Annotated in this window: 21 protein-coding genes; 14 read left to right on the top strand and 7 right to left on the bottom strand. The window is 66.9% G+C overall.

What is annotated here, in order from left to right:
- Position 1 precedes the first annotated feature (1 nt).
- The 4 genes from L1787_RS25320 (at position 2) to L1787_RS25335 (ending at position 3,625) form a co-directional block, all read left to right on the top strand.
- On the top strand, positions 2 to 988 hold the full coding sequence (locus L1787_RS25320; RefSeq protein WP_235711875.1) for a branched-chain amino acid ABC transporter permease: 987 nt from the start codon (positions 2 to 4) through the stop codon (positions 986 to 988).
- Positions 985 to 1,737, top strand: a complete 753-nt coding sequence (locus L1787_RS25325; protein ID WP_235711876.1) for an ABC transporter ATP-binding protein — start codon at positions 985 to 987, stop codon at positions 1,735 to 1,737. Before L1787_RS25320 ends, L1787_RS25325 begins: the two co-directional genes overlap by 4 nt.
- A complete protein-coding gene (locus L1787_RS25330; RefSeq protein WP_235711877.1) occupies positions 1,737 to 2,438 on the top strand; it encodes an ABC transporter ATP-binding protein in 702 nt (233 codons plus the stop codon). The genes L1787_RS25325 and L1787_RS25330 overlap by 1 nt, the downstream gene beginning before the upstream one ends.
- Before the next feature lie 362 nt (positions 2,439 to 2,800).
- Positions 2,801 to 3,625 carry a hypothetical protein gene (locus L1787_RS25335; protein WP_235711878.1) on the top strand — a complete coding sequence of 275 codons (825 nt, stop codon included), beginning with the start codon at positions 2,801 to 2,803 and terminating at the stop codon, positions 3,623 to 3,625.
- Positions 3,626 to 3,793: 168 nt separating this feature from the next.
- Here the strand turns inward: L1787_RS25335 and L1787_RS25340 are convergent, their stop codons facing one another.
- Positions 3,794 to 5,152, bottom strand: a complete 1,359-nt coding sequence (locus L1787_RS25340) for an AmpG family muropeptide MFS transporter (protein ID WP_235711879.1) — start codon at positions 5,150 to 5,152, stop codon at positions 3,794 to 3,796.
- Between the two features lie 488 nt (positions 5,153 to 5,640).
- Here L1787_RS25340 and L1787_RS25345 point away from each other — a divergent pair, with 488 nt between their 5' ends.
- The 4 genes from L1787_RS25345 to fabI are packed head-to-tail and all read left to right on the top strand — an operon-like array spanning position 5,641 to position 10,795.
- The gene (locus L1787_RS25345; RefSeq protein ID WP_439648319.1) at positions 5,641 to 7,434 is read left to right on the top strand and encodes a PHA/PHB synthase family protein; all 1,794 of its coding nucleotides are present in this window, start codon (positions 5,641 to 5,643) and stop codon (positions 7,432 to 7,434) included.
- A 7-nt stretch (positions 7,435 to 7,441) separates the two neighbouring features.
- The gene (locus tag L1787_RS25350) at positions 7,442 to 8,836 is read left to right on the top strand and encodes a bifunctional enoyl-CoA hydratase/phosphate acetyltransferase (RefSeq protein WP_235711880.1); all 1,395 of its coding nucleotides are present in this window, start codon (positions 7,442 to 7,444) and stop codon (positions 8,834 to 8,836) included.
- 2 nt (positions 8,837 to 8,838) lie between these two features.
- Positions 8,839 to 10,017, top strand: coding sequence for an acetate/propionate family kinase (locus tag L1787_RS25355; RefSeq protein WP_235711881.1), 1,179 nt, complete (start codon positions 8,839 to 8,841; stop codon positions 10,015 to 10,017).
- Between the two features lie 4 nt (positions 10,018 to 10,021).
- Entirely contained in the window at positions 10,022 to 10,795 is a 774-nt protein-coding gene (fabI, locus tag L1787_RS25360) for an enoyl-ACP reductase FabI (protein WP_235711882.1), read from the top strand.
- A 40-nt stretch (positions 10,796 to 10,835) separates the two neighbouring features.
- Here fabI and L1787_RS25365 read toward each other — a convergent pair whose 3' ends face one another.
- On the bottom strand, positions 10,836 to 11,396 hold the full coding sequence (locus L1787_RS25365; RefSeq protein WP_235711883.1) for a DUF4334 domain-containing protein: 561 nt from the start codon (positions 11,394 to 11,396) through the stop codon (positions 10,836 to 10,838).
- Positions 11,397 to 11,542: 146 nt separating this feature from the next.
- On the opposite strand from L1787_RS25365, the gene L1787_RS25370 reads away from it, so the two are divergent.
- A complete protein-coding gene (locus L1787_RS25370) occupies positions 11,543 to 12,760 on the top strand; it encodes an MFS transporter (protein WP_235711884.1) in 1,218 nt (405 codons plus the stop codon).
- Positions 12,761 to 13,021: 261 nt separating this feature from the next.
- Positions 13,022 to 14,131 carry an isocitrate/isopropylmalate dehydrogenase family protein gene (locus L1787_RS25375; RefSeq protein WP_235711885.1) on the top strand — a complete coding sequence of 370 codons (1,110 nt, stop codon included), beginning with the start codon at positions 13,022 to 13,024 and terminating at the stop codon, positions 14,129 to 14,131.
- A gap of 110 nt (positions 14,132 to 14,241) precedes the next feature.
- Here the strand turns inward: L1787_RS25375 and L1787_RS25380 are convergent, their stop codons facing one another.
- The 4 genes from L1787_RS25380 to L1787_RS25395 all read right to left on the bottom strand — a co-directional run bounded on the left by L1787_RS25380 (position 14,242) and on the right by L1787_RS25395 (position 18,227).
- Positions 14,242 to 15,282, bottom strand: a complete 1,041-nt coding sequence (locus tag L1787_RS25380; RefSeq protein WP_235711886.1) for a LacI family DNA-binding transcriptional regulator — start codon at positions 15,280 to 15,282, stop codon at positions 14,242 to 14,244.
- 137 nt (positions 15,283 to 15,419) lie between these two features.
- Positions 15,420 to 16,151, bottom strand: a complete 732-nt coding sequence (locus L1787_RS25385; RefSeq protein ID WP_235711887.1) for a GntR family transcriptional regulator — start codon at positions 16,149 to 16,151, stop codon at positions 15,420 to 15,422.
- Positions 16,144 to 17,193, bottom strand: a complete 1,050-nt coding sequence (locus L1787_RS25390) for a Gfo/Idh/MocA family protein (protein WP_235711888.1) — start codon at positions 17,191 to 17,193, stop codon at positions 16,144 to 16,146. The genes L1787_RS25385 and L1787_RS25390 overlap by 8 nt, the downstream gene beginning before the upstream one ends.
- 8 nt (positions 17,194 to 17,201) lie before the next feature.
- Entirely contained in the window at positions 17,202 to 18,227 is a 1,026-nt protein-coding gene (locus tag L1787_RS25395; protein ID WP_235711889.1) for an SMP-30/gluconolactonase/LRE family protein, read from the bottom strand.
- Positions 18,228 to 18,378: 151 nt separating this feature from the next.
- On the opposite strand from L1787_RS25395, the gene L1787_RS25400 reads away from it, so the two are divergent.
- The 3 genes from L1787_RS25400 to L1787_RS25410 all read left to right on the top strand — a co-directional run bounded on the left by L1787_RS25400 (position 18,379) and on the right by L1787_RS25410 (position 21,832).
- Complete coding sequence (locus L1787_RS25400) at positions 18,379 to 19,398, top strand: tripartite tricarboxylate transporter substrate binding protein (RefSeq protein WP_235711890.1); 1,020 nt, start codon at positions 18,379 to 18,381, stop codon at positions 19,396 to 19,398.
- Between the two features lie 102 nt (positions 19,399 to 19,500).
- Positions 19,501 to 20,304, top strand: a complete 804-nt coding sequence (locus L1787_RS25405) for a tripartite tricarboxylate transporter TctB family protein (RefSeq protein ID WP_235711891.1) — start codon at positions 19,501 to 19,503, stop codon at positions 20,302 to 20,304.
- A 1-nt stretch (position 20,305) separates the two neighbouring features.
- Entirely contained in the window at positions 20,306 to 21,832 is a 1,527-nt protein-coding gene (locus tag L1787_RS25410) for a tripartite tricarboxylate transporter permease (protein WP_235711892.1), read from the top strand.
- A 54-nt stretch (positions 21,833 to 21,886) separates the two neighbouring features.
- Here L1787_RS25410 and L1787_RS25415 read toward each other — a convergent pair whose 3' ends face one another.
- Entirely contained in the window at positions 21,887 to 22,966 is a 1,080-nt protein-coding gene (locus L1787_RS25415; RefSeq protein ID WP_235711893.1) for a LacI family DNA-binding transcriptional regulator, read from the bottom strand.
- Between the two features lie 662 nt (positions 22,967 to 23,628).
- On the opposite strand from L1787_RS25415, the gene L1787_RS25420 reads away from it, so the two are divergent.
- Positions 23,629 to 24,672, top strand: coding sequence for a sugar ABC transporter substrate-binding protein (locus L1787_RS25420; RefSeq protein ID WP_235711894.1), 1,044 nt, complete (start codon positions 23,629 to 23,631; stop codon positions 24,670 to 24,672).
- Positions 24,673 to 24,712: the final 40 nt, after the last annotated feature.

The raw sequence follows: 24,712 nt of genomic DNA on the forward strand, positions 1-24,712 counted from the left end.
CATGGACCGATCGAACGCTTTGAAGACGCTCGCGGCCGTCATCGGCCTTCTCGCCCTCGTCGCCGTTCCCATCATCGCGGACGCGGCCGGCAGCACAGCCTGGATCTCGATGGCGACGCGCATCCTCATCTACGGCATGGCGGCGGCGAGCCTCAATTTCGCGCTCGGCTATGGCGGGCTCGTCAGCTTCGGCCACGCCGCCTTTTTCGGCCTCGGCGGCTATGTCGTCGGCATCCTCTATCAGACCTACGCGGACGAGACGCTGCTCTTCGGCTTCATTCCGGGGACCAATCAGCTCCTCGTCACGCTGCCGGCGACGATCCTCGTCACCGGCATCGCGGCGGCGGCGATCGGAGCGCTGTCGCTGCGGACCGGCGGCGTGCAATTCATCATGATCACGCTCGCCTTCGCGCAGATGCTGTTCTTCTTCTTCTCCGGCCTCTCGGCCTATGGCGGGGAGGACGGGCTCATCATCCGCCGCACCAACGAGCTCTTCGGCCTCAATATGCGCGACCGGGCGACGCTCTATTGGGTCACGCTCGCGATCACGGCGCTCTTCTTCGTCATCTATCGCCGCCTCACGATGTCCTCCTTCGGCACCATCGTCAGCGGGTTGCGGCAGAACGAGCGGCGGATGGCGGCGCTCGGCATCGAGGCCTATCGCTATCGGCTGATCGCGTTCATCCTCTCCGGCATCGGAACCGGGATCGCGGGGGCGATGCTCGCCAACGTGATGCGCTTCACGAGCCCCGACCTTCTCGCCTGGCACACGTCGGGCCAGCTCATGATCATGGTGATCCTCGGCGGTGTCGGCACCGTGACGGGGCCGTTCCTCGGCGCCGCCGTTCTTCTCATTCTGGAGGACGTGTTGAACGCCTGGACGGAGAACTGGCCGCTGATCCTCGGCCTCGTCCTCCTCGTCGTGGTGTTGCAGGCGCGGGGCGGGCTGATGGCGATCGTCAATCTCGTGCGGGGGAACCGCTCATGAGCGCGCCGGTCCTCAAGGTGGAGGGGCTCGTCAAGCGCTTTGGCGGCCTCACCGCGACCGACCATGTCGATTTCGACCTCGCGGACGGCGAGATCCACGCGCTGATCGGGCCGAACGGGGCGGGCAAGTCGACGCTCATCAACCAGATCTGCGGCGAGATGCGCCAGGACGAGGGCCGTATTCTGCTCGACGGGCTCGATATCAGCGGCCACTCGGCCCCGCAGCGGGCCAAGATGGGTCTCGCCCGAGCCTTCCAGGTGCCCTCCCTCCTCAACGACGTGACCGTCCTCGACAATGTCACCGTCGCCGTCCAGATCCGCCATCATCGGACCTATCGGATCTCAGATTCGCCGCGCGGGCGGAGGGACCTTTTTGCGGAGGCGGAGGGCTTCCTCGCCGGGACGGGGCTCGCCCATCGCGGCGATATCGTCGTGTCCGACCTGTCGCACGGGGAGCGCAAGCAGCTCGAACTCGTCGTCGCGCGGGCGACGAAGCCGCGCCTCCTCCTTCTCGACGAGCCGATGGCCGGTCTCGGCGCCAGTGAAAGCCAGGAGATGATCGAGACGCTGTCGACCCTTCGCGAGGCCCACGGAATCCTCCTCGTCGAGCACGACATGGACGCCGTCTTCAATCTCGCGGACCGGATCTCCGTGCTCGTCTATGGCCGGATCATCGCGCACGGGACGGTGGACGAGATCCGCGCCGATCCTGAGGTGCAACGCGCCTATCTCGGCGAGGAAGACGCCTGATGCTGATCGTCACCGGCCTCGAGGCGGGTTACGGCAAGAGCCGCGTCCTCTTCGATATCAACCTCTCCGTCGCCGAAGGCGAGCTCGTCACGCTGATGGGCCGCAACGGCATGGGCAAGACGACGACGGTGCGCTCGATCATGGGCCTCGTGCGGCCGACCGGCGGCACGGTGCGCTTCGACGGGGACGAGATCACCCGCGCAGCGCCCGAAAAGGTCGCGCGGCTCGGCATCGGCCTCGTGCCGGAAGGCCGGCGCGTCTTCCGCACGCTGACGGTGCGGGAAAACCTCGTGGCAACGTCCGCGAACCGGCTCGGCCGGTCCGATCCGTGGACGCTCGATCGGGTCGCCGCCTTGTTCCCCCGCCTCGGGGAGCGGTTCCATCAGCGGGCGGGCACGCTTTCGGGCGGCGAGCAGCAAATGCTCGCGATCGGCCGCGCCTTGATGACGAACCCGCGCCTTCTCATCCTCGACGAGGCGACGGAGGGTCTCGCCCCGCTGATCCGCGCCGAGATCTGGGCGTGCATCGAGCGGCTCAAGGCGGAGGGGCAGTCGATTTTGCTGATCGACAAGAATCTCAGCGCGGTAAAATCGCTGGCGAGCGCCCATTTCATCATCGAGAAGGGCCGCACGGTCTGGACCGGGACGAGCGCCGAGCTCGACGCCGATCACGAGCGTACGAGCCGCTATATCGGCCTTTGAGCCGTGCGGGGAGGGCACGGCCATCCGTGCCCCGGCATGGACACCCCCGCATGTCGCGGCGCCACAATTTCCGCTTGCGTCACCCGCCGTCGCCGCCGCCCTGTCCCAGGCGGTTGAAGCGGGGGCGACCGTCGAGACCGTCCGGCCGGGACCCACGCCGGCCGCCGACCGCACTCCCGTGAGTGGCTCGAAGTAGGCGCTATTTCCGGGTCTTTTCGCCCTCTCAGAGTGGATGAAGAGGCAGCCCGTTTTCTGCTGCGCACTGTCGATCCCGCGCTCCGATATACACCGTTGCGATGTGCAATTTATAGGTGTATACGGGTCGAGATACGGGATCTTCGATTGCAAATTCGGGGGACGGGATGTGGCGTGATCTGGGCCGGCGGGATCTTGATGGAGCCCGCTCCATCCGTTTGTTGACGGATGGGACGTCGTACACGGGACTCGTCGTTCGCGACGGCGAGGAGGTCGCTCGCCTCTACGGGACGGATCGCGAGGTGATCTGGCGTCAGCTAATCGACGAAGCGGCCCGCCATGCCGGCCCGATCACGGGCTGGGACGGGATGCGGGCAACGCTGCGGCGCAAGCTCCCCGGTGGCTTCGCAGGTCCATATTATCAAGCGGTCGGGCGCGATACCAAGCTGCGGGCGAAGGCGCGTCTCGAACTCGTCGCCCCCCTTCGCCAGGCGGTCGATGCGCGGGGCCTGGCGCCATCGGCGTTCAACGCCTTCACCGCGACGAACCTTCTCGCGACGGAGGAGCTCACCGCAGTCGGCGCCCTTCTGCGCGGCCCGCGGGGGGACGAATTCCTTCGCGCCGCGGCCCGCTTCACCGTCGATCCCGGCATTCCGACGCTCCATCGCCTCGCCGAAAGCCTCAAGGGGGAGGGATGCGCGACATGGAGCGTCGCGACCTATCTTCCGTTCCTCTGGGCGCCGGATTTCCATATTTTCCTGAAGCCCGCCGTCGAGGTGGATTTCGCCTCACGCGTCGGCCACCCGTTCGCGGAGGCCTACGATCCGGCCTTCTTCCCTTCGGTCTACAACGCTCTTCTCGACCTCGTGATCGTCACCCGTTCCGCGCTGGTCGACGATCCGCCGGCCGACAATTTCGACATCCTGAGCCTGTTCTGGATCGTCAGCGAAGACAATGTGAGTCTTGAGGGAACGGCCGAGGCCGCCGAGTAGGGACGTTCGGCGGATCGGGACGGGGTGGCGCGGCGCTCCAGTTGTAATCGCCGCGCCGGTCGCGACCGGTTCTGAGGCCTCGTGGGTTCATCGGGTCCGCATCCCCACCGGGGCCGGTGGCACCGCCTCGCGGCTCGCCGGGGTGGCCACGTCTCCACCGGGCCGGCGTCAGGGCCTCGCGGGTTGCTGGGTGGTGGCCACGTCCCCTCCGGTGTCGGGTTCGCCTTCATCGGGATCGCGGTCGGCGCGGCCGGCTTCGGGATAGAGCCGGTAGACGAACCAGAGGAGGAGGAGGGCCGGGACTGCGAGGAAGGTCGTCGCCACGAAGAAAGTCGGCCAGCCGAGCGACTGGGCGAACCAGCCGGAGGAGGCGGCGAGCATTGTCCGGCCGAACGCCATCAATGACGACAAGAGCGCATATTGCGTCGCCGTGAAAGCGAGATTGCACAACGAGGAGAGGTAGGCGACGAAGGCGGCCGATCCGAGCCCGCCGGTGAAGCTGTCGGTCCCGACGGCGATGGTGAGCGCGCCGAGATCGTGCCCACGCGTCGCAAGCCAGGCGAAGGTGAGGTTGGTGACCGCCTGAAGGACGCCGCCCACCGCGAGCGCGCGCAAAATGCCGATCCGCGCGACCAGCGCACCGCCGACGAAGACGCCGATCATCGTCATCACCACGCCGAAAATATTCGTGACGCTCGCGATCTCGACCCCGGAAAAGCCGAGATCGACGAAGAACGGATTGGACATCGCCCCGGCCAGCGCGTCGCCGTATTTATAGAGAAGCACGAAGGCGAGGATCAGGACCCAGCCGCGCCGCCCGGCGAAATCCTTCAACGGGTCGAGCGTCGCGTGGGCGAGCCAGGCGAGCGGCTTTTCGGGCGGGGCGGGCCGGTGGTTTTCCGGCTCGTCGGCGATGAAGGTCGCGATCATGCCGACCGAGACGAACCCCGCCATGATGAGATAGACCGTCCCCCATCCGATGAAATCGGCGAGGGCGAGGGCGCCGGCACCCGAAATCAGCATGCCGATCCGGTAGCCGGCCTGCGTCATCGCCGCACCCGCCCCTTGCTCGCGCTCGCTGAGGATCTCGATGCGATAGGCGTCGATCACGATGTCCTGCGTCGCCGACAGGAACGCCATGACGAGCGCGGCGAGGGCGAGGAGGCCGAGCGACGTCACCGGATCGGCTTGCCCCACCGCCGCGATCGACACCACGAGAAGGACCTGGATCGCGAGAAGCCAGCCGCGCCGCAGTCCGAGCCAGCGCGTGAGGAACGGCAGGCGCACATGATCGAGGATCGGCGCCCATAAGAATTTGAGACTGTACGGCGTCGACACGGTGAGGAGCCCGCCGATCGCGGCGAGCCCGATATCAGCCTCGCGCAGCCAGAAGGACAGCGTCGAGAAGCCGAGAAGGAGCGGCAGACCGCTCGAAAAGCCCATCATGAAGATGACGAGCTGGCGCCGCGTCAGATAGACGGCGAGCGCCGCGCGCCACGGGTGGGCGCTTGCGGAGGACGGGGCCAAAACGAATGCGACTCCTTCGCGATCGAACCGGCCAGTCATGCGCAAGATCGCCGGCTTTGGCCAGAGGTGATCGGCGGACCGCCGAGCGCCCTCATGGTGGCGGCGCCATGTGCCAGGAAAAAGCGAGAATTTTGCGGCCGGAGGCGGGTGATGCGGCGGCGTTGCGCGGGCCGCCGTCTTGCGATCGGGGATGCGGCGATGCACATTGTTTGTGTGCGCTGCGGCAATTGAGTGAGGCACTTCCCGTGATCGTCGTCGGACCCGCTCGCGCGCGTGGCGCGCCCCGCGCGAAGGCGCGGCGCCGGGCCGCTCGGATGCGGCCTTTGCAGGTCGGGGCCGCTCGGATGCGGCCAATGAAGGCCGTGCCCCGTCAGGATCCACGCGGCGCGAGCGCCGTCTTCCTCCGTGTTGATCGATGCCATGGCCGACCGCGCGGCCCATCGCGTATGCGGACAGAGCCGGGCGTTCGACCGAGCAGGGGCTGAAGCATGGATGCAAGGACACCACCGAAGGGCGAGGCGCCACGTCCGCCGTTGAATGTCGACCCGGACGAGGGCGGAGGCGAGGCCTATCGCGCCATCGACCGCATGCGCGAGGCGCTGAGCGCACAGGTGACGGGCGGCCTCTCCCCGGCCGCGCTCGCGCTCGCCTTCTATGACTGGTCGCTCCATCTCGCGATGGCGCCCGGCAAGCGCCTCGAGCTGGCGCACAAGGCGGCGCGCAAATCGGCAAGGCTGCTCACTTACACCGCGTCGGCGATGGCCCAGCACGATACGCCCCCATGCATCGAGCCGCTGCCGGGGGACCGCCGTTTCTCCGGCGACATGTGGGCCGCACAACCGTTCGCGCTATGGTCGCAGGCCTTTCTCCTCAATCAGCAATGGTGGCACGGGGTCACGCACAAGGTTCCGGGTGTCGCACCGCACCATGAGGACGTCGTGTCGTTCACGATGCGGCAGCTCCTCGACGTCTTCGCCCCCTCCAACAACCCGTTCACCAACCCGGAGGTGATCGCGAAGACGATCGAGACCGGCGGCCAGAATTTCGTCAACGGGTTCAAGAACTGGTGCGACGACGTCACCCGCCACATGACCGGCCGGCCGGAGGCGGGGACGGAGCGCTTCAAGCCCGGCGAGGCGGTCGCGCTCACCGAGGGCAGGGTCGTCTACCGCAACCACCTTATCGAGCTGATCCAATATAGCCCGACGACCGAGACGGTTTGCGCCGAGCCCGTCCTCATCGTGCCGGCCTGGATCATGAAATATTATATCCTCGACCTGTCGCCCGAGAATTCGCTCGTGCGCTATCTCGTCGGCGAGGGGCACACGGTCTTCTGCATCTCCTGGCGCAATCCGACCGCGGCCGACCACGACCTCACGCTCGAAGATTACCGCCGCATGGGGGTGATGGACGCGCTCGACGCGGTGTCGGCCATCGTCCCGGACACCAAGGTCCACGCCGCCGGCTATTGTCTCGGCGGCACGCTCCTGTCGATCGCCGCGGGGGCGATGGCGCGCGCCGGGGATCACCGCTTCGCGAGCGTCACGCTGCTCGCCGCGCAGACCGACTTTTCCGAGCCCGGCGAGCTCGCCCTCTTCATCGATCCCAGCCAGATGCACTATCTGGAAAGCATGATGTGGAACCGGGGCTATCTGTCCGCCGATCAGATGGCGGGCGCCTTTCAGCTCCTGCGCTCCAACGACCTCGTCTGGTCCCGCCTCGTCCACGATTACATGATGGGCGAGCGGACACCGATGATCGACCTCATGGCGTGGAACGCCGATTCCACGCGCATGCCCTACCGGATGCACGCCGAATATCTCCAGCGCCTCTATCTCGACAATGATCTCGCGGCCGGGCGGCTCGTGATCGACGGGCGGCCGGTCGCCCTCCAGAACATCAAGGCCCCGATGTTCGTCGTCGGCACCGAGCGCGACCACGTCGCGCCGTGGCATTCGGTCTACAAGATCCACTATCTGACCGACACGGACGTGACCTTCGTCCTCACCAGCGGTGGGCACAATGCGGGGATCGTCTCCGAGCCCGGCCACCGGCATCGCCATTATCGCAAGGCGTTCAAGGCCTTCACCGATCCGTGTCTCGGCGCGGACGAGTGGAGGGCGTCGGCGCCGCTCCATGAGGGGTCATGGTGGCTGGAGTGGAGCGCGTGGCTGCGCGAACACTCCTCCGCCGAGCCGGTCGCACCGCCGTCGATGGGGGCGCGCGAGAAGGTCTATCCCCCGCTCGAGGCCGCGCCGGGCACCTACGTCTTCCAACGCTGAGGCTCCGATGACGACGCTTTTGAAGAACCGCACCTTCGCCGAACTCGCGGTCGGCGACAGCGCCTCCATCGTGCGGATCGTCGGACGGGACGATATCGACCTCTTCGCGACCGTCACCGGCGACGTCAATCCCGCCCATCTCGACGCCGCCTTCGCCGCCACCGACATGTTCGGCCACGTCATCGCACACGGGATGTGGACGGCGGCGCTGATCTCGGCCGTTCTCGGCACCAAGCTCCCCGGGCCCGGCACGATCTATCTCGGCCAGGATTTGCGCTTTAGGAAGCCCGTTTCGCCCGGCGATACGATCGAGGCGAAGGTCACCGTCAAGGAGAAGAAGGACGACAAGCGCATCGTCCTCCTCGACACCGTCTGTTCCAACCAGCGGGGCGAGGAGGTTCTCGTCGGCACCGCGACGGTGATCGCGCCGGAGAAAACGATCGAGTGGCCGCAGACGACGCTGCCCGACGTGTCCGTCCGCCGCCACGATCGCTATGAGGCGTTCGTCAAGGAGGCGCAGAGCCGGCCGCCGATGAAGGCGGCCGTCGTCCATCCGTGTTCGGCGGCGGCGATCCTCGGCGCCGTCGAGGTTCAGAATGAGGGGCTGCTGGAGCCGATCCTCGTCGGGCCGAAGGCGAAGATCGAGGCGGCGGCGGAGGCCGCGAAGGTGTCGATCGCGGGCTTCACCCTCGTCGACGTGCCACACAGCCATGCCGCCGCCGAGCGCGGTGTCGAGATGGCGGTCGCGGGCGAGGTTGCGGCCCTCGTCAAAGGCAGTCTCCACACCGACGAACTTCTCGCGGCGGTGATCGCGCCGGGCTCCGGCCTCAGGACCGAGCGACGCATCAGCCATGTCTACGCGATGGACGTTCCGGCCTATGCCAAGCCGATCATCATCACCGACGCGGCGATCAACATCCAGCCGACACTGGAGCACAAGCGTGACATCTGCCAGAACGCCGTCGACCTCCTGCACACGCTCGGCATCGAAAAGCCGCTCGTCGCGGTGCTCGCGGCGGTCGAGACGGTGAACCCCAAGATGCCCGCGACGCTGGACGCCGCGGCGCTCACGGTGATGTCGTCGCGTGGGCAGATCTCGGGCGCGATCGTCGACGGGCCGCTCGCCTTCGACAATGCGATCAGCGCCGACGCCGCGCGCACCAAGGGGATCGTCTCGCCGGTGGCGGGGAAGGCGGATATCCTGCTCGTGCCGGATCTCGAGGCGGGCAACATGTTGGCCAAGCAGCTCATTTATTTCGCGGGGGCGACCGCGGCGGGTCTCGTTCTCGGCGCGCGCGTGCCGATCATCCTGACGAGCCGGTCCGATCCGTTGACGGCGCGCATCGGCTCGGCCGCCCTCGCCAAGCTGTCCGCCGCGCCGAAGCCGATCGCCGGAATCTGACGATGGCGGGCGATCTCCTCCTCACCTTCAACGCCGGATCCTCCACGGTGAAGATCGGCCTCTTCGAGACCCGCCGGGGCCACGCGAGGCGCATCGCGAAGGGCGTTCTCGATTTTCGGGCGAAGCCGATCGGCTTTCATGTCGTCGAGGGGCCGGCGGTGTTCGACGTCCATCTCGAGGCCGAAGCCGGAAGCGACCTCGCCGCGGTGATGGACGAGACGTTCGGCTGGCTCGCCAAGCATATCGATATGGGACGGGTTGCCGCCGCCGGCCACCGCGTCGTTCATGGCGGCGACGCGTTCCACGGTCCGGTCCGCCTCGACGGCGCGACGATCGATGCGATCGACGCGCTGACGCCGCTCGCGCCGCTGCACCAGCCGGGAAGCGTGCGCCTCATTCGGGCCGTCACCGGGCTCCGGCCGGATCTTCTGCAGACGGCATCCTTCGACACCGCCTTTCATCGGACCAACCCCGATATCGTCCGCCGCTTCGCGCTGCCGCGCGCGCTGTGGGACGAGGGGGTGAAGCGGTACGGCTTTCACGGCCTCTCCTACAAATATATCGCCGGCGCGCTCGACGAGCGGGAGGGGGAGACCGGCAAGGTGGTCGCCGCCCATCTCGGCAGCGGGGCGAGCGTGTGTGCGATGGACGGGGGAAAGAGTGTCGATTCCAGCATGGGCTTTTCGACGCTCGACGGCATTCCGATGGCGACGCGGTGCGGCGCGCTCGATCCCGGCGTCCTCCTCCATATGATGGGGGCGATGGGATATGCGCGTGAGACGGTCGAGGACATTCTCTACCACAAATCCGGCCTTCTCGGCGTCTCCGGCATCAGCGCCGACAGCCGTGTCCTCCTCGAAAGCGACGCACCGGAGGCGAAGGAGGCGATCGCGATCTTCACGCTTCGCATCGCGGGCGAGATCGCGCGCCTCGCGACGACGATCGGCGGGCTCGACGCGCTCGTCTTCACCGCGGGCATCGGGGAGAATCAGCCGGCCGTGCGCGCCGCCGTGTGCGAGCGTCTCGCCTTCTCGGGGCTCGCGCTCGACCAGGCGGCGAACGCGGCGAACGCACCCTTGATCAGCACGGCCGACAGCCGCGTCCGCGTCCACGTCCTCGCGACCGATGAGGAGCAGGTGATCGCTGACGAGGCGATGGCCGTTCTCGACCAGAAAGGCTGAACGCATGGCGGGTATCATCGACCTCAACGGCAAGCGCGGCCTCGTAGTCGGGATCGCGAACAGGCACAGCATTGCGGCGGGCTGCGCCGAGGCCTTCCACCAGGCCGGCGCCGAGCTCGCCGTGACGTATCTCAACGAGAAGGCCGAGCCCTTCGTGCGGCCGGTCGCGGAGGCGAACGGGGCGTCCCTCGTCGTGCCGTGCGATGTGCGGGTGCCGGGCTCGCTCGAAGCGGTGTTCGAGCGGATCGAGAGCGAATGGGGCAAGCTCGACTTCCTCCTCCACTCGATCGCCTTCGCGCCGCGGGAGGATCTGCAGACGAGCGTCGTCAATTGTTCCGCCGACGGGTTCGCCCTCGCGATGGACGTCTCGTGCCATTCCTTCATCCGCATGGCCCGTCTTGCGGCACCGCTGATGACGGATGGCGGCTGCCTGATGACGGTGAGCTTTTACGGCGCCGACCGGGTGGTCGAGAATTATAATCTGATGGGGCCGGTGAAGGCCGCGCTTGAATCGACCGTGCGCTATATCGCGGCCGATCTCGCCCCCCACCGCATCCGCGCGCACGCGATCTCCGCCGGGCCGGTGAAGACTCGCGCCGCCTCCGGGATCGGCCGTTTCGACGAGATGATGGACGAAGTGCGCAAGCGCACGCCCGCCGGCCAGCTCGTCACGATCGAGGAGATCGGCCGGATCGCCGCCTTCCTCGCGAGCGGGGCGGGCGGGCCGATGACGGGCTCGGTGGTCTATGCCGATAACGGCTTCCACGTCATCGCATAAAAAGCGGGGCGGTGGGGCGGAGGACCGACGGCCGGCCGCGTCACTCCCGCGTCAGGACGAACATATAGGCGCCCTTGTCGCCGCGCATGTCCATGAGGCCGAGCACGGTGTCGTCGTCGATGCGGCGGAAGATGTCGATGATCGGAAGCGCGTCGTAGATCATCGCCGCGGTGAGGACACCGCGATGCTCGATGCGGCGCAGGCGCGCCTTCGGCTTCGTCGTCGCCGTCAGCGGGGCGACGGTGCGCACGATCTTCGGCACGCGCGGGCGGCTCGCGATTTTCGGGAAATCGCGCAGCGCCGCGAACGGCGCCGAAGCGGGGGTGACGCTATAGAGCGTGCCGTCCGGCCGCTCGAAGACGAGCGGATGCACCGCCTCGGCGCTCTCGAAACGCTTGCCGTGCCAGCCGAAGCGCGGCAGCAGCCCGTCGAAGGGGTGGCCGGTATGAAGGTCGCGCCCGCGCCAGGCGCCGATCATCGCCTCGACCGACACCGGCGGAAGGCTGTCGAAGAAAGCGAGCGCCTCGGCGCCCGTGGTGCCGGCCTCGAGTGCGGCGAGGCGGGCGTGGGCATCGGCATCGGATCCCGTCATGTCGTTCATCGCTGGCCTCCCTTTGGCGCAACAAGGCGCAATGACGCCTTCGCGTTCCCGCTGCGCGTGTCCGTGCGGCGACGTGGTCGCCATGCGGCTTGCGGACGCACCCGTCTCGTGCGACAGCGTTCGCGTACAAACACTGCGGCGATCCGATGAGCACGACTTCCCTCAATCCGACCACGCCGGTCGGCAACCAGACGGCCCTCGCGGTCCTGGTTTCGCTCAGCCTCTGCCATTTTCTGAACGATACCATTCAATCGCTTCTCCCGGCGATCTATCCGGTTCTGCAAGAAAACTACGCGCTGACCTTCACGCAAATTGGCATCATCCACTTCGTTTTTCAGGTGACGGCCTCGCTGTTGCAGCCTGCTGTCGGGATTTACACCGACAAGCGGCCGCTCTTCCGCCTCTCGTCGTTCGGCATGGGCGCGAGCCTCGCCGGCCTCGTGATCCTCGCCTTCGCGACGCATTATTGGGCGCTTCTCGTGGCCGCGATGGCGATCGGCATCGGCTCGTCGATCTTCCATCCCGATTCCGCGCGCGTTGCGCGAGCGGCGTCCGGGGGGCGGTTCGGTTTCGCGCAGTCGCTCTTCCAGGTCGGCGGCAATGTGGGGTCGGCGGTCGGTCCGCTGCTCGCCGCGGCGATCGTTCTGCCGTTCGGTCAATCGAGCATCGCGTGGTTCTCCGCGCTCGCCCTCGTCGGCATCGTGGTGCTGTGGAATGTCGGGACGTGGGCGCGCGCCAATCACCTTGCCCGGACCAAGGCGGCGGCCCAAGCGCCGCTGACGGAGGTCTCGGGACCGAAGCGGCGCACGGTGATCAAGATCGTCGCCGTTCTCGCGATGCTGATCTTCTCGAAATATATCTATCTCTCGAGCCTCACGAGCTACTACACCTTCTATCTGATCGAAACGTTCGACCTCACCGTCGCGCAATCCCAGCTCATGCTCTTCCTGTTTCTCGCGGCCGTCGCCGGGGGCACGTTCTTCGGCGGGCCGGTGGGCGATCGGTTCGGGCGGCGGGTGGTGATCTGGGTGTCGATCCTCGGGGCGCTGCCTTTCACGCTGGCGCTGCCTTACGCGAACCTCTTCTGGACCGGCGTTCTCACGGTCATCATCGGCCTCATCATCGCCTCGGCTTTCTCCGCGATCCTCGTCTATGCGCAGGGTCTGGTGCCGGGGCGGGTCGGCATGATCTCGGGCCTCTTTTTCGGCTTCGCCTTCGGGCTCGGCGGCATCGGCGCGGCGGTGCTCGGCATGGTGGCGGACTGGCAGGGGATCGCCTTCGTCTATCACGTGTGCTCGTTTTTGCCGGTGCTGGGGCTCCTCACGGTCTTCCTCCCGCCCGAAGCGCGCCTTCGCCACGCTTGACCGGCCGGGCGGGGCGGCAATCGCCGTCTCGTCCGCGCCTCCGGCCTGCCGGCACCCTCCCGCCGAAACGTGTGTGAGCTTTCCCGCCATCGTCGGCCGGTCGCGGTGTAGGGTCGAACGCGGTTTAGGCCTTTCTCAAGTCGCTCCAATTGATGTACGCTAACATGGACATCCGAAGTCCGGCGCACCGCTGCATGGCGCGCCGCCTTCGCACCGACATTGGACGGCCGGCCTGACGTTCGGCCCAAAAGGAGAGACGACGTGGCCAACGCACTGCGCATCGCGACGCTAAAGGGCGACGGTATCGGGGTCGATGTGACCGACGCGATGATCGCGGTCCTGGCGGCCGTCGAGGATCGGATCGGCGGCTTTCACCTCGAGTTCGAGGAGTTTGCCTGCGGTGCCGGATATTATCAGGAGACCGGCAAGGACATCTCGCCGGAGGCCGACAAGGCGGTCGGCGAGCTCGATGCGATCTATGTCGGCGCGATCGGGTTGCCGGCGGTGCGCCATCCCGACGGGACGGAGATCGCACCGCATCTGCGGCTGCGCGAGCGCTTTCAGCTCTATGCCGGGGTCCGCCCGGTGAAGGCGTATCCGAACACGCCGTGCCGGCTCGCCGATCCGCGCGCGGCCAAGATCGACCTCATCGTCCTGCGCGAATCCACCGAGGGGCTGTTCTTCTCCGCCGCCACCCATAACCGGCCGGGCGTCCGCACCGACGAGGTGGTGCAGGATATCCTGCAGATCACCCGCCCGACGTCCGAGAAACTGCACGATTTTGCCTTCAACCTGGCGCGCAGGCGCAAGGAGCGCGGCGGTTTGGGCAAGGTGACGTGCGTCGACAAGGCGAACGTCTTCCACTCGATGGCGTTCTTCCGCAAAATCTTCTTCGAGCGTGCCCAAAATTTCGGCGATATCGACGCGGCGACGAACTATATCGACGCCCAGGCGCTTGATCTCATCCGCAAGCCGTGGGAATTCGACGTTCTGGTCACGGAAAATATGTTCGGCGACATTCTGTCGGATCTCGCCGGCGGCCTCGTCGGCGGGATGGGCATGGCGGCCTGCGCGGAGATCGGTGACGCGCATGGTCTCTTCCAGCCCGCGCACGGCACCGCGCCTGACATCATGGGCCAGGACAAGGCGAACCCGCTCGCCGCGATCCTCTCCGGCGGCCTGATGCTCGATTATCTCGCCGACAAGAGCGGCTCGGACGCCTTGCGCGATGGTGCGCGCCTCGTCGAGGACGCCATCGAGGCGGGCTTTACCAGCGGCCGTCTGCGGCCGATGGAATTCGGCGGCGACATGGGCACGAAGGCCGTGACCAAGGAGCTGATCGACATCATCCGCGTGCCCGCCGTCCATTGAGGCGCGGCGCCCAAAAGGCGCGCCGCTCCCCCTTCACGGATCGAAACCTTCGCTCGGCCGGGTCCGGCCGGGCGGGACAACGCCGCGCCGGCCGAGGGCGGCGGCTCCCCTCAGGCGCTCCCGCGCTCGATCAGCTTGAACCCCAGATCGACGACCTTGTCGGCCGCGAGCCCCTCGATCCGCTTCATGATCAATTCGCCGCCAACGCGCCCGATCTCGTAACGCGGCACGCGGATCGTGGTGATGCCGGGCTCCGTCTCGGAGGCGAGCTCCTGGTCGTTGAAGCCGGTGATCGCGATATCGTCCGGCACCTTGATGCCGCGACGGGCGCATTCCGACACCATCCCGTAGGCCCAAAGGTCCGATGCGCAGAAAACGGCGTCCGGCGGCTCAGGCCGGTCGAGGAGATAAGCGAGTGCCTCGCGTCCCTCCGGAATGCCGTAACGGGTGTGGAAGACGAGCTCCGGGAAGAAGGCGAGGTCCATCTCCTCAAGCGCGAGCTTGAAGCCGCGCAAGCGCTCGTTCGCGCGGTCGTTCTCGGCCGGCGGCACGCTGACGAAGGCGATCCGCCGCCGGCCGCGGAGCGCGAGAAAGCGCGTCATGGTGCGCGCCGCCTCATGGTTCGAATAACCGACCGCCATGTCGATCGGGCGCGCTGGGAGCGTTCCCATCTCGACGACCGGAACCGCCGCGTTCTGCAGGATGCGCCGCGTCGCCTCGGTGTGGTTCGCGCCCTGGACGAGGACGCCGGCGGGCCGGTGGCCGAGGAGGTTGCGCACGATGGTCTCCTCACGCTGAGGCGAGCCGCCACTGTTGCCGAGGAGCACGGAAAAGCCGGTATCGTCGAACGCATCGGACGCGCCCTGGATCGCGTCGGCGAAGACGCCATGCGTGACGTAGGGCACGATCATCGAGACGATGCGGGTGTTGGTGCTCGCGAGGCCGCCGGCGAGGAGGTTCGGCACATAGCCGAGCTCGGCGATCGCCGCGTCGATCGCGGCCCGCGTGCGCTCGCTCACCCGGTCCGGGTGATGCAGCGCGCGCGACACCGTGATCGCCGACACGCCCGCGCGCTCGGCGACGTCCGCCATGCTGACCTGGCGTGCGCCGGGACGGGGGCGGCGGGGCGGTGTTTCGGTGGGCTCGCTCATGTCGATCGGCTTCGCATGGGGGTTGGCGCCATGCAACGGAAAGGTGTCGCGCCGCGATCATGCCGCGCGCGCCGCGACGCGCCGGATGGTGTGGCGGCGGCTCGAGAGACGGCGAGCGGGCCGGGTCCGGTCATGGGCTAAAGTTGCGTGAGGTTGTGCTCGGCGAGGATGCGGACCAGCATCGCCCCCGCCTCCTGGCGATGGGCACGGTGGAGCGCGCGGGCCAGGTCGGGCTTGCGCGCTTCCATCGCCTTCACGAGCTTGATGTGCTCCTCGGTCGATTCGAACGGCTTCGGGCGCAGCTTGAGCGTCAGCATCCTCACCCTGTGGCTCTGATCCCAGAATTGAAGCACCACCTGTCGCTGCCGGCGGTTCGCGCTCATCATGATGAGATCGCGGTGAAAGGCGGCGTCGGCGCGCGCCCAGCGGACGAGATCGTCCTCCTCGAGCGCCAGCGTCATCTCGTTGGTGGCGTACCAGAGGGCGGCGGCCTCCGCGTCGGTGAGGCCGCGCGTTGCGATCTCGGCGGCGACTTCGGCTTCGAGGATCGTCAGGATCGCGTAGATCTCGCGCATATCGTCGGGCGAGACGGGCAGGACCCGCATTCCGTGACGCGGGCGGATCTCGACGAAACCGTCGTGCGCGAGGCGGATCAACGCCTCGCGCACCGGGGTCCGGCTCATTTCGAGAAGGTCGGCGAGTTCCTGCTCGAGGACATAGGTGCCGGCGGGAAAGGCGTTCTCGAGAACGCGGTGTTTGATCGCCTCATAGGCGGTTTCCGCGCGCGTGCGGGCGGTTTCGTGCCGATCCGGCGCGGGCCGTGAGACGCCCGCCGGCGTCTCGATGCCGGGGGCGCGGGCGCTAGCCACTGCGCGCGCCCGCGAGGTCGACCCGAACACCGTCCTGGCTCGACCGGTAGATCGCGTCCTCGACCGCAAGGTTCGTCAGATAATCGGCGGCGCTGTTGTGGAGCGGCGCGCCGTCGAGGATGTGGGCGACGATGTGCGCCTCGGTCGCATAGACCGCGTCGCCGGCAAATCCGGTCTCCTGCCAGTCATAGGCATGGGGCAGCCACTCGTTGGTGCCGAACGGGCGCAGGAAGAGGTTGCCGTACCCGTCGAGCCAGAGTGCGCATTGGGAGCCGTCGAGGAAGAGCTCTCCCATCGTGAGGCGGCGGTTGGTGGCCGGATGGTCGGACAGGCGGTTGCCGTCGAAGAGCGCGCGCACCCCGTTGCCGTGATCGAGGATGAAGATCCCGGCGTCCTCGCCGGCGATCTGCGGGTTGAGGCGGCGAAGATCGGCGTAGACGGAGGCCGGTTCGCCGAGGAGATAACGAAAGGTGTCGATGAAGTGGATCGCCGTCTCGTGGACGAGAAAGCGGTCCATCGTCTGAAAATATGGCTGCCGGTCGAGATAGGCGCGCGCCCCCTGACCGTCGCCGGGCCGAAGGCGAAAGGAGAGGCCGAAGATCTCGCCGAACGTGCCGTCCTCGATCAGCCGCTTGATCTCGACGAACCAGGGCGAGAAACGGAAATTCTCGTGGACGACGAGAAGGATGCCCGCGTCTTCGGCGATCTTCACCGCCTCCCGCGCCTCGTCGAGTGAGCGGCAGAACGCCTTTTGGCAGACGGTCGCGATCCCGGCCGCCGCCGTCATTTCGATCAGCGCCTTGTGGGTCGCTGGCGGGGTGATGATGTCGACGAGATCGGGCTTTTCGGCCGCGATCATCGCCGCCGGGTCGGTATAGACGCGCGGCACGCCGAATTCCGCGGCATAGGCCTCGGCCTTGGTGCGATCCTGGTCGCAGACGGCGGCGAGGTCGACGCGCGGCATCCGCGCCCAGGCCTCGTGGTGAAAGCGGCTGAAATAGCCGGCCCCGATGGTGACGACTTTGAGGGGAGCGGTGGGCATGGCGACCTTCAGGCAGCGTCGGCGGGCAGGACGCCCGCCTCTTGGAGTGGGGTGAGATCGGCGCGCCAATGAGCGGGCTCGGCGCCGACGACCGGAGCCTCGAAGCTCGCGATCCGGTCCCCGAGGAGGCAGCCGAGATAGGCGGTGCGGCGGTCCGGCCCGCCAAAGGCGAGGCTCGAGATATTCTTCAGCGGTCCGTCGTGCGGAAGGTCGAGCTCGGTGCGTGTCAGGGCGTTCGCCTGATAGGCGCGCTCGACGGCCTCGACGCGGTCGGGATCGGCGTCGTCGAGGATCGTCGTGAGGGTGCCGTCGGGATCGAGGCGGATCACCGAATTGGAGACGATCGAGGTGATCCAGAGCGCGCCGTCGGTGTCGAAGACGAGGCCGTCGGGAAACACACCGCGCCCATAGCGGGCGACGACCTCGCGCCGGCCGAGCGTGCCATCGGCACGAACCGGAAAGCGGCTCGTCTCCCGGCCGAAAGTCTCGTTCACGTAGAGGAACGCGCCGGCGGCGTCGAACACGCATTCGTTGGTGTAGCCGAGCCCGTCGGCGACGATCTGCGGCGCGCCGCCGGGCGGGGCCATCAGGATGAAGCCGTCTTTGATGTCGGCGCGCGAGGCGAGGTGGCGGGGAATGTGGCGGGTGCTCACCGTCACATAGAGCCGGCCCTCAGCGTCCTTCGCGGCGAAATTCGACGGGGGGAGGGGGCGGCCGTCCATCTCGGTGAGGACCGGGGTATGGCGGCCGTCGGCGGTGAGGCGGAAGACCCCGCCCGTCGTCTCGCCGAGATCGGTGAGGAGGAAGCTGCCATCGTCGTCGAGGAGGACGCCGTTGGGCTTCAAGCCCGCGTCGGGCGCCGCGAGGAGGCGCGTGACGGCCCCGCTCTCGGGCGCGAGGATCGAGACGCCGCCGCCTCCCGTCCAGTCCGCGGTGAAGAGGAGGCCCGACTGGTGCGCGAGGACGCATTCGGGCCGTTTGAGGCCGCCGCCGTGGAACCGGAGCGCGGAGAGTTCGATCGAAGGGCGTTTCATGACTTTACGTATACACTAAAACATACGATAATGTTAGCGGCAATCATTTGCCGTTGAACCGCAAACGCGCCGGCATAACCGCCCCCGTCAGAGGGGATCGTCGCCGCCCCAAGCGGACACGGCAACAACAAAATCGAGGGAGGAAGACGTGATGACTCACAATCTCAAAACGCTTCTCGGACCGTTCGCCGCCGCGGCGCTTCTCGCCGCGAGCCCGGCGATCGCCCAGGACGATTATCCGAGCCGTCCGATCACCAACGTCGTCGTGTGGAGCGCCGGCGGCGGCACCGACACGGTGAACCGTCTCATCATGGCCGAGATGGAAAAGGCGTTCGACGGCGCGACGATCAACACCGTCAACCGCACCGGCGGCGTCGGCGGCTCCAACGGAATGTCCTACGTCTTCGGCCAGCCGTCCGACGGGTACACCCTTGTCGGCCTGTCCGAATCGGTCGTCACCGCGGCGGTCCAGGGCGGCTGGGATCAGCGGATCGACGTCTGGGACATCTTCATCGTCGGCGGCTCGCCCGACCTCATCTCGGTCACGGCGAACTCCGAATACGAGACGCTCGATGACCTCATCACCGCGGCGAAGGACAATCCGGGTTCGATCCGGGCCGGCGCGAGCGCGGCGGGCTCGATCCACCACCTCAACCTCCTCGCCCTCGAAAACGGCGCGGACGTCGAGTTCAACTATATCCCCTATGACGGCTCCGCCCCCGCCCAGAACGCGGCCGTCGCCGGCGAAGTGCAGCTCGTCGTCACCTCGCTCGCCGAGCAGCAGCAGCTCATCCAGGCCGGACGCCTTCGCCCGCTCGCGATGCTGACGCCGGACGGCTTCACCCTCGACGGCATCGGTGACATTCCCTCCGCCTTCGACAGCTTCCCCGACCTTGCCGAATATCTGCCGATCAGCCAGGCCATCGGCTTCGGCGTGAAGGCCGATGCGCCGGACGAGGTGAAGGCGGCGCTGACGGAGGCCTTCGAGGTCGCGATGGATTCCGACGCGATCAAGGAGTTCGGCCGGAACAATTATTACACGCTCTCCGGCGCGACGGGCGAGGAATCGAAGAAGATCTTCAACAACCTCGAAGCCCTCTTCGCCTGGACGCTGTGGGATCTCGACGCGGCGACCGTCAATCCCGAAGATCTCGGCATCCCGAAGCCGTAACGGGCCCTTGAGGCGCCCATCGCGGCGCCTCGTTCGCTCGTCGATCGGGCCGGGCCGCGTCCGCGCGATCCGGCCGCATTCAGCCTCTTGATGCGAAGTCCCATGGCCACCACCAACGCGCCCACCGCAGCACCCGAGCCACCGGCCGCCGACGGTCCCGAGGACAAGAGGGCCCTTCGCAAGGCCGACGTGTGGACGGGCGGGATCCTCGCCATCGTCGCCGTCTTCATGATCGCGAAGGCGACCACCTTTCCGCTCGAAGGCAATTATGCCGGTGTGAAGAACGCCTGGTACGTCTCGCCGGCGCTGTTCCCGCTCATCGTGGGCGGCATTCTCCTCATTTTGTCGATCGCGCTCATCCTGAAGGGGCGGGCGGATTATCGCCGTCTCGCCGGGACCGACCTGTTCGCCGTACCCTGGGGCGAGACATGGCGCAGCGGCCAGGACGTGGTGATCGTCTCGGCGCTGCTCGCGGGCTATATCGTCGGCCTCATTCCGCGGGTCGACTTCGTCGCGGCGACGGCGTTCTTCCTTGTCGTCTTCATGCTCATTTATATCGTCACCGTGCCGTCGGCGCGGAGGCTCCTCCTCGGCGGCTTTCTGGCGCTGTCCGGCGGGGCGTTCCTCGTCGCGCTGGTGGCCTGGCCGGCGCCGCGTTCGGGCGGCCAGAACACGGTCGACCTTCTCATCTGGGCCGCCGCCGGGATCGCCGCCATCGTCGGCATCATGGGAAGCGCCGCGCCGGCGCGGCGGCGCGCGGTTCAGGCCGTCATCACCAGTCTCGTCACCGCGATCATTCTGGCGGCGGCGTTCAAATATTTCCTCCTCGTCCCCCTTCCGACGGAAGGGTGGACCGTCGGGCTGATGGACGGGCTGCGCGCCGTCCTTCTCGCGAAGGGGCGTTGAGATGGGCACCTTCGACCAACTCGGCGCCTTCGGCGGCGCGATCGTCTCGATGCTTCTCGATCCGTGGTCGGTCGCGATCGTCCTCGGGGCGAGCTTTCTCGGCATCGTCTTCGGCGCGCTGCCGGGGCTGACGGCGACGCTCGGCGTCGGCCTTCTTGCCACGCTGACTTACGGCTTCGGCTATCAGACGGCGCTGCTCGCCCTCATCGCGATGTATGTCGGCGCGATCTATGGCGGCTCCTATCCGTCGATCCTTCTCAACATTCCCGGTACGGCCGCCTCCGCCGCCTCGGCGATGGACGGCTATCCGATGGCCGCCCGCGGCGAGGGCGGTCGCGCGCTCGGCCTCACCACCACGGCGTCCTTCATCGGCACGCTCCTCGGCATGGTGGCACTCGTCGTCCTTTCGCCGCTGATCGTGGAAGTGGCGCTCGGCTTCACCAGCTACGAGTTCTGCCTTCTCGCCATTTTCGGCATCATCATCTCCGGGACGTTGCAGAGCCCGGATCTCGTCATCAAGGGGTGGATCGCGGGCTTTATCGGCCTCGCTTTGTCGGTGATCGGGCGTGATCCGCTGATGTTCTATCCGCGCTACACGTTCGGCCTTCCGGCGCTCGATTCGGGGCTCGAAGTCGTTCCGGTCCTCATCGGCGCGTTCGCGATCCCGCAGATCATCACGACGATCCGCACCGGCGCGCCGCTCGCGAGCCGTCAGGCGATGGGGCGGATCGTGCCCGAGATCGGCACGATCTTCCGCAATCTCAAGCACATCGTCCGCTCCGCCTTCATCGGTGTCGGCATCGGCGCGGTGCCGGGCGTCGGGGAGGATATCGCGGGCTGGGTCTCTTATGGCGCGGCGAAGAGCACCTCGCGCCACCCGGAAAAATTCGGGACCGGCGAGCCGGCCGGGCTCATCTCGGCGGAGACCGCGAACAATGCCTGCATCGGCGGGGCTCTGATCCCGCTCGTCACGCTCGGCATTCCGGGGAGCCCGCCGGCGGTGATGCTCCTCGGCGCGCTGATGCTGCACGGTCTGACGCCGGGGCCGATGCTGTCGATCTCGCGGCCGACCTTCCTCGCCGAGCTCGCGGCGGTGATGGTGCTCGCGTCCGCCGCCATGTGCATCAACGGGCTCGTCCTCGCCCGTCAGGTCGTGAAGGTGCTGCGCGTGCCGAGCCCGATCTTCCTGCCCATCGTCGCGGTGTTGTCAGTGCTCGGCTCCTACGCGCTGGGGCTCAACATCGCGAACCTTTATTTGATGCTGATCGTCGGCGTCGCCGCCTATCTCCTGACGGCGATGCGCTATCCGATCGCGCCTTTGGTGATCGGCGTCATTCTCGGCCCGATGGCGGACGAGAATCTGCGCCGCGCGCTGATGGTGGGGCAGGGGGATCTCACGGGATTCTACACGCGCCCGGTGAGTCTCATCCTCATCGCCGCGATCGCGCTCACGGTCTTCTCGCAGATGCCGGTCATCCGGCGGGGCCTCGCGCGCCTCGTGACGCGGGGCGCCGCGAAGAGCGCATAGACGCGCTGAGCTGCGCCCGCCTCCCAAGGGGGGCGGGCCGTCGGACCGGCCGCCTCAGGCGCGGGCGACCGGCCCGGTCGATTCGCGCGTGATGACGCCATCGGGGCGAAGCACGACGGGCTTCGGCTCGAAATTGCGTCCCTCGATAAGGTCGATCAGCGTCGTCGCCGCGCTCCACCCGAGCCGGAAGAGCGGCAAATGCACCGCCGTGATCGACGGGGTCATCATGTCGGCTGCCCGTGTATCGTTCAGCGAGATCACCGACACGTCCTGCGGAACCTTGAGGTTCAGCCGGTTCGCGGCGCGGATGATGCCGGCCGCGATCGGCAGGTTCCAGGCGATGAAGGCGGTGACGGGGTTCGGCCCGGTCAAAATCTCGAGCGTGACGGCCTCCGCGTCGTGGGCGGAAGGCGGGATGTCGCGAATCGTCTGCACGGTGTCGTCGAGCGCGGCCTCGGACAGGCCGGCGAGGAAGCCGGAGCGGCGTCGATCGGCGAGATCACCGGTAACGTGTGCGGACAGATAGGCGATCCGGCGGTGTCCGAGCGCGGCGAGGTGCGCGACGGCGAGCGCCGTCCCGGCCTCGTTGTCGACGACGACGCTGTGGCCTTTGTCCGCCGCGAGCTCACGGTCGACCATGACGACGCGGGCACCCAGCGAGGCGAGATCGCCGACGAGCTTGGCATCCTGCACGGTGCCGAGGAGCACGCCGTCGACACGGCTTCCGACGACGATCCGCCGACCGAAATCGTGCGGGGCCTTGCCGTCTTCGACCTGGGCGATGAGCATCGAATAATTATGCTCGACGGCGGCGCGGTGGGCCCCTTCGATGATCTGGCCGAAATCGGGGTCATCGAGCTCGGACACGACGAAGGCGAGCGTCCACGAGCGGGATAGACGCAGGCTCCGCGCGTTCGGGTTCGGCATATACGAGAGCTCGGCCGCGGCGGCTTTGATGCGCAGCCGTGTCTCCTCGCGAATATTCAGATTGGGGTCGTTGCTAAGGGCGCGCGAAACCGTCGATTTCGCGACTTCGGCGCGTCTTGCGACATCGGCCAGCGTGGCGGGGCTGTTGATGGAATGGGGTTTCGATTGAAGCGTCTTTTCGTCTTGCTGATGACACTGATCATGCATTCAGGCAATGTCCCATTTTGTATAATAACGCCTGGGGTTAAAATAGTTTGTCCCCAACGGTATCTTATCATTATCGCGCGTTTTGGTGAGCCTATATTGTGAATTCTCGTGTCAGCGGCGTATCCCTTCGGCGAAGTCTTCCAAGCGCGGAGCCGCTCGCGAGATCCTCGAAAGGGGCGTGAGGCAGGCGCGCAATCGGTTCAGGGCCGTCACGGTGGCCGTCTTCCGCGCATTACCTTGATCGTTCACCAATTGGACCAATTGGAAATCTGCAGCAGATCGATGCTCACATCCATACATTCGTGCACATTCGGCCACATATTGCACCAAAAGGTTAACCGTGGTGGCCGATTAATGTCGTCTATGTGGCCAGTTTGCGGATGTGTCCAGAGCGGTCTGTGTAATTTATTGCATGGGTGAAGTAAGACTTCAACGAAATCGATCAGTGTCTGTGGCGTTTTCAGGGTAGATCCGTCGTCGCCGAGTGTTCGCGATGCGGTCGACTGTTTCGCATCGCGGCGCCGCGTGAGCATCGTTGACAAGCCCCGGAGCGAGCGGTCTTATTCCACTAAGGTTGCGGCGATCGGGTTTTGCTATCGCCGAGACGACCAGAGAACCCGGCAAAAGACCGGGTCATCAAATCCTGTTCTGGGAGGAACGGAATGGTCAGACTCCACAAAGGCTTTTTCGGCCTGATGGCCGGTGGTGCGATCGCATGCGCGATGACGGCCGGCGCAGCGATGGCGCAGGACGACATCCTCGTCGGCCTCATCACCAAGACCGACAGCAATCCCTTCTTCGTGAAGATGCGCGAAGGCGCCTCGCAAAAGGCCGGCGAACTCGGCGTGACGCTGCAAAGCTTCGCCGGCAAGTTCGACGGTGACAACGACACCCAGGTGACCGCCGTCGAGAACCTGATCTCCGCCGGCGCCAAGGGCATCCTCATCACCCCGAACGATACGGTGGGCATCGTCCCCGCCATCCAGAAGGCGCGCGATGCCGGGATCCTCGTGATCGCGCTCGACACCCCGCTCGACCCGACCGACGCCGCCGACGCCACCTTCGCGACCGACAATTTCAAGGCCGGCCAGCTAATCGGCGAGTGGGCCGCCAAGACGCTGGGTGAAGAGGGCGCCGCAAACGCCAAGATCGCCTTTCTCGATGCGCACGAGGCCCAGCCCACCGTCGACGTCGCCCGCGACCAGGGCTTCATGGACGGTTTCGGCATCGATATCGGCGATCCGAAGCGCTACCTCGACGAGGACGACGCGCGGATCGTCGGTCACTATTGGGCCGGCGGTGCCGAGGATGGCGGCCGCACCGGCATGGAGACCCTTCTTCAGAAGGACTTCGACACCAACGTCGTCTACACGATCAACGAGCCGACCGCGGCGGGCGCCTACGAGGCGCTGAAGGCGGCGGGCATGGACGGCGCCGGCGTCCTCATCGTGTCGGTCGATGGCGGCTGCCCGGGCGTCAAGAACGTCGCCGAGGGCATCATCGGCGCGACGGCGCAGCAATATCCGCTCAAGATGGCCTCGCTCGGCGTCGAGGCGGTGGTGGCGTTCGTCAAAGACGGCCAGAAGCCGGAGACGACCCCCGGTCTCGATTTCTTCGACACCGGCGTCGCGCTCGTCACCGACAAGCCGGTCGAGGGGCTCGATTCCATCTCGTCCGACGAGGCGATGAAGCTCTGCTGGGGCTGATCCCTGTTCTGCCCGGCCGGCCCATCCGTGGCCGCGCCGG

Origin of the sequence: Acuticoccus kalidii, assembly GCF_021556395.1 — a bacterium.
GTDB classification, from domain to species: Bacteria; Pseudomonadota; Alphaproteobacteria; order Rhizobiales; family Amorphaceae; genus Acuticoccus; species Acuticoccus kalidii.